Below are 3,594 nucleotides of genomic sequence, written 5' to 3' on the forward strand. Positions count from 1 at the left end.
AGCATGGAAACGACGCCCACCGTTCATATTCAGTCCATCACGCAGCTGCACCAGCTTTTGGAGCAGCCCAAACCCCGGCATCCGCTGGTGAGCCTGATTCGGTTTGAAGATTTCCCTGCGATTAAAATTGAACAGCGAACCCGACTGATTTCGGATTGTTACCAGATCACCCTGAAAAAGGAATGTCCCTGTAAGATTCAGTACGGACAGAGCCGGTTTGATTTCGACGAGGGTGTGATGGCCTGCTTTGCTCCCAAGCAGGTAAACTTCATCGATCAGGATTTTGCCTTCGCTACGGCGGGCTGGCAACTCTCCATCCATCCGGATTTTCTACGGAACTACCCGCTGGGCAGCAAAATCAAAAACTACGGCTTTTTCGATTACTCGGTCAATGAAGCCTTGATTCTCTCCGAAGAAGAGCAACGCCGGATTGAAATCATCTTTCTTCAAATGCTGGAAGAATCCCGGCTTCCCATCGACCAATTTAGTCAGGATGCCTGGATTGCTCACCTGGAACTGCTGTTAACGTACTGCAATCGCTATTACAACCGGCAGTTTATTACCCGGAAAGCCGTCAGTAGTGAGTTACTAGATAAGGTTCAAAAACTACTGGACGAATACTTCGCTTCCCAGGAATCCAATAAGGGCTTACCGACCGCTCAGTACCTAGCAGAAAGTCTGCATCTCTCTTCCAAATACCTGAGCGACTGCCTGAAACAACTAACGGGCAGCACGACGCAGCAGTTCATTCACGAAAGACTCATCGAGCAGGCCAAAGAAAAGCTATCGACGACCAGCCTCTCCGTGGGTGAAATTGCGTATCAATTAGGGTTTGAATATCCGCAGTCGTTTAGTAAGCTTTTCAAAGCCAAAACCAACCAAACTCCGCTGGAATTCAGAGCGTTTTATAATTAGCTGGTTTCTTTATTCCAGGTACCGAAGTAGGGCCGGGTATAACGCAGAAAACTAGGATATATCATTCAGTAAGCCAGACACTTTTAGGAGGCAAGAACGGGCGTACTTACTCAGCTGATACCCAGCCGGCAAGCTTATTAGAAGGGTTGATTGTATTGACCCGTTAAGGCTTTGTTCTCAATGCTTTTCGCAAAGTTTGGCGTTTCTTCATGGTTATGGGCGTCAGAAGCGGCCTGTCTTGCGGCGGCGGCGTTTGCAAGTTGGAGCCCCTGTGCGTTCAGATACGCAAGCATTTCAGGCGTAGCCGTGGCATGAATCGCGTTGGTGTAAAGACAGGTATGTTCGTCAATTCGGGTTGCTTTTAGCTCCCATAACACCTGTACCTTAGTCCGGCCATTTTTAGTAATGGAATCGGAAATGGATAACATCCGGCAGTAATCCGGCCGATGCACCATTGCCACGTAATGCTGAACCATCAGAGCATCGCCAATCGTCTCTACGTTTATCGACATCGGTTGACCATCGTAGGTGCTGGTAATTCCCGCTCCAATATGCTGGGTCGAACAACGCTGGTACTCGGCGTCGGGCAGATTTAGTAGCCAGTCGGCGATGTTTACCTTTTCAATCGGAGCATTAATCAAAGCGGTCACCGTTGAGTGGGACAATGCATTTTCGGGCGTTTGCTGGATTTCCATGAGGTTTTTGGTTTTTTTACGATGTAAAGCTAAACGCATTCTTTCCGGGCGATTTTGCTATTCTGTAGACCGGCAAAAACTATCGTTGAAAAACCAAAATCCTTCGTTAAGTATAGCTAGTTGTTTGCTAAATGTACAGCTACAATAAAAACGCTTACCCCTTCTCCCAGCGATTAACAGCTTGTTTTAGCCATTCCGGAGCCTGATCCATGGGCGGCATCTTACCCTTATTTTCCGACGTGAGTTGAATGGCCCGACGTTCCATTTCAGCTAATGCGGGTACATTCCACTGGGCTCGTTCTGCATCTGTGGTACTCGGATCAAGGTCCCATAACCGATACCGAACCCCATCGGGAACGAGTTGCGTACCATATTTTTGGGGCTGTCCCTGGTACATGTGCCAGCGGTCCAATGCGGCCGCGGCTAACCATTTTCCTGCGGGATTGCCCAGTTCTACGCTTTTTAAAGCTAACTGGTGAGCCGACCAGATTTCGTCAGTAGTATCTCCGTGCTGAAAAATGAGAGCCGCGTGGTAGTAATCCTGAGCGGTAGTAACTCGCCCTTCGTTGATTAAGGTCTGAACCTGTGTGCGTCGCTCCCGATCTCTGATTCGTAAGGTTTCATACGCCGGGGTACCCACCTCCGGATGATGAATCCGTTCATTCTGATCCGCTTCGAAAAGCATACGTAAGGCATCAGACATACAAGCTGGCTCGGTAAGATTCTAGTGTACAATAAAACGTTTCTAAAAAAACGTAATCCCCAACGGCGTATCGCTCGTTTTTATTCAACGCCTTCCTTGCTAAGAAGAGGCAATTTGCATCGAAAGTCGAAATTCGGCGGGCGTCATACCCGTTTTTTTCTTGAACAGGCGACTGAAATACTGCGGATATTCGAACCCAAGCTGATAGGCCGTTTCATTAACCGATGCGGAGGTGACCATCAGTAGCCGTTTCGCTTTTTCAATCAGGGCCTGGTGAATGTGCTGCTGAGTATTCTGACCCGTGAGCGTACGAAGCATGTCACTCAGGTAAGCCGTTGATACATTCAGCTCATCGGCCAGTTCCTGTACGGTAGGAATGGAATGCTCGCCCGGTTGAGCAAAGTGAGCCACGAGACGGGACTCAAAACGCATCAGTAGTGAATCCGGCTCCCGATTGGATTCAGCGGTCCGGCGGGTTACAAACTGACGGTGATAAAACCGGTCGGCATACGTTAGCAACAGGTCAATCTGAGCAACGAGCACATCCTGACTAAACAAATCAATGGGCCGCTCGACTTCCGCCCGAATGGTATCGATGAGCTGATTGAGCGTTGCTTCTTCAGCAGCCGACAGGTGCAGGGCCTCGTTGGTTGCGTAGGAAAAGAAACCATAACGCATGATTTTCTGACCCAGGGGGTATTTGGACAGCAGGTCGGGATGAACCAGTACGCTCCAGCCCTTTAGACTTTCGAAGATTTCGACAAGTTCCTCCGCACTCGCCGCATTGGCCAGCCAGCATCCCTGCCCGGGTGCCAGAAAGCTTAAAACTCCCTCGTTGAAATCGTAGGAAGTATGACCGTAACGAATGGCTGCCTTACCCAAGCCCTGTTTTAGCGAAATCAGGTAAAATTGCTGTATGACCGGAGTCAGAACGGCCGGTGGAATTACGTCAATAGGTTGCTGATGCGTAGCCTGTAAATCCAGCACGGTGAGCAGGGGATGCAGGGGAGCGGGTAAGTCGTAAAACCGCGTATACTCGGTGACGGTTTCCAGTACGGTAAAGGGAGTCAGTTTTGCTTTCATACGCAATTCAATCCATTACTGGCAGAAACAACAATCCTTGGTCCGTTGTTTCTGCCAGATCAAGTTAGCTAAACGAAGGGTACGCGTCGCCAGCGATACTACCCACGGGGAGCAGGGCCTCCAGTTCGGCTAATTCAGCGGGGGTAAGGGTAAGTGAAGCCGCTGCTACATTGGCTTCCAGATAAGTCCGCCGCTTCG

4 protein-coding genes are annotated in these 3,594 nt (G+C 49.6%); 1 reads left to right on the forward strand and 3 read right to left on the reverse strand.

Annotation, left to right across the window (positions count from 1 at the left end; translation table 11 throughout):
* A partial coding sequence (locus ACOJTG_RS01085; protein ID WP_420152107.1) for a helix-turn-helix domain-containing protein occupies positions 1-915 on the forward strand: 915 nt, incomplete at its 5' end.
* Positions 916-1,052: 137 nt separating this feature from the next.
* Here the strand turns inward: ACOJTG_RS01085 and ACOJTG_RS01090 are convergent.
* From ACOJTG_RS01090 to ACOJTG_RS01100, 3 genes are all read right to left on the reverse strand, one after another.
* Complete coding sequence (locus ACOJTG_RS01090) at positions 1,053-1,610, reverse strand: hypothetical protein (protein WP_420152108.1); 558 nt, start codon at positions 1,608-1,610, stop codon at positions 1,053-1,055.
* A 154-nt stretch (positions 1,611-1,764) separates the two neighbouring features.
* Positions 1,765-2,313 (reverse strand): hypothetical protein, encoded by a 549-nt coding sequence (locus ACOJTG_RS01095; RefSeq protein ID WP_420152109.1) that lies wholly within the window; start codon positions 2,311-2,313, stop codon positions 1,765-1,767.
* 99 nt (positions 2,314-2,412) lie between these two features.
* Positions 2,413-3,396, reverse strand: a complete 984-nt coding sequence (locus ACOJTG_RS01100; protein ID WP_420152110.1) for a helix-turn-helix domain-containing protein — start codon at positions 3,394-3,396, stop codon at positions 2,413-2,415.
* Between the last annotated feature and the right edge of the window lie 198 nt (positions 3,397-3,594).

The sequence above is a fragment of the Siphonobacter sp. genome, assembly GCF_048595215.1.
Classification (GTDB): Bacteria; Bacteroidota; Bacteroidia; order Cytophagales; family Spirosomataceae; genus Siphonobacter.

Excerpts from the sequence above, each read along its gene's own strand:
- ACOJTG_RS01090 (WP_420152108.1), bottom strand. The coding sequence starts at position 1,610 with ATGGAAATCCAGCAAACGCCCGAAAATGCATTGTCCCACTCAACGGTG.
- ACOJTG_RS01100 (WP_420152110.1), bottom strand. The coding sequence starts at position 3,396 with ATGAAAGCAAAACTGACTCCCTTTACCGTACTGGAAACCGTCACCGAG.
- ACOJTG_RS01095 (WP_420152109.1), bottom strand. The coding sequence starts at position 2,313 with ATGTCTGATGCCTTACGTATGCTTTTCGAAGCGGATCAGAATGAACGG.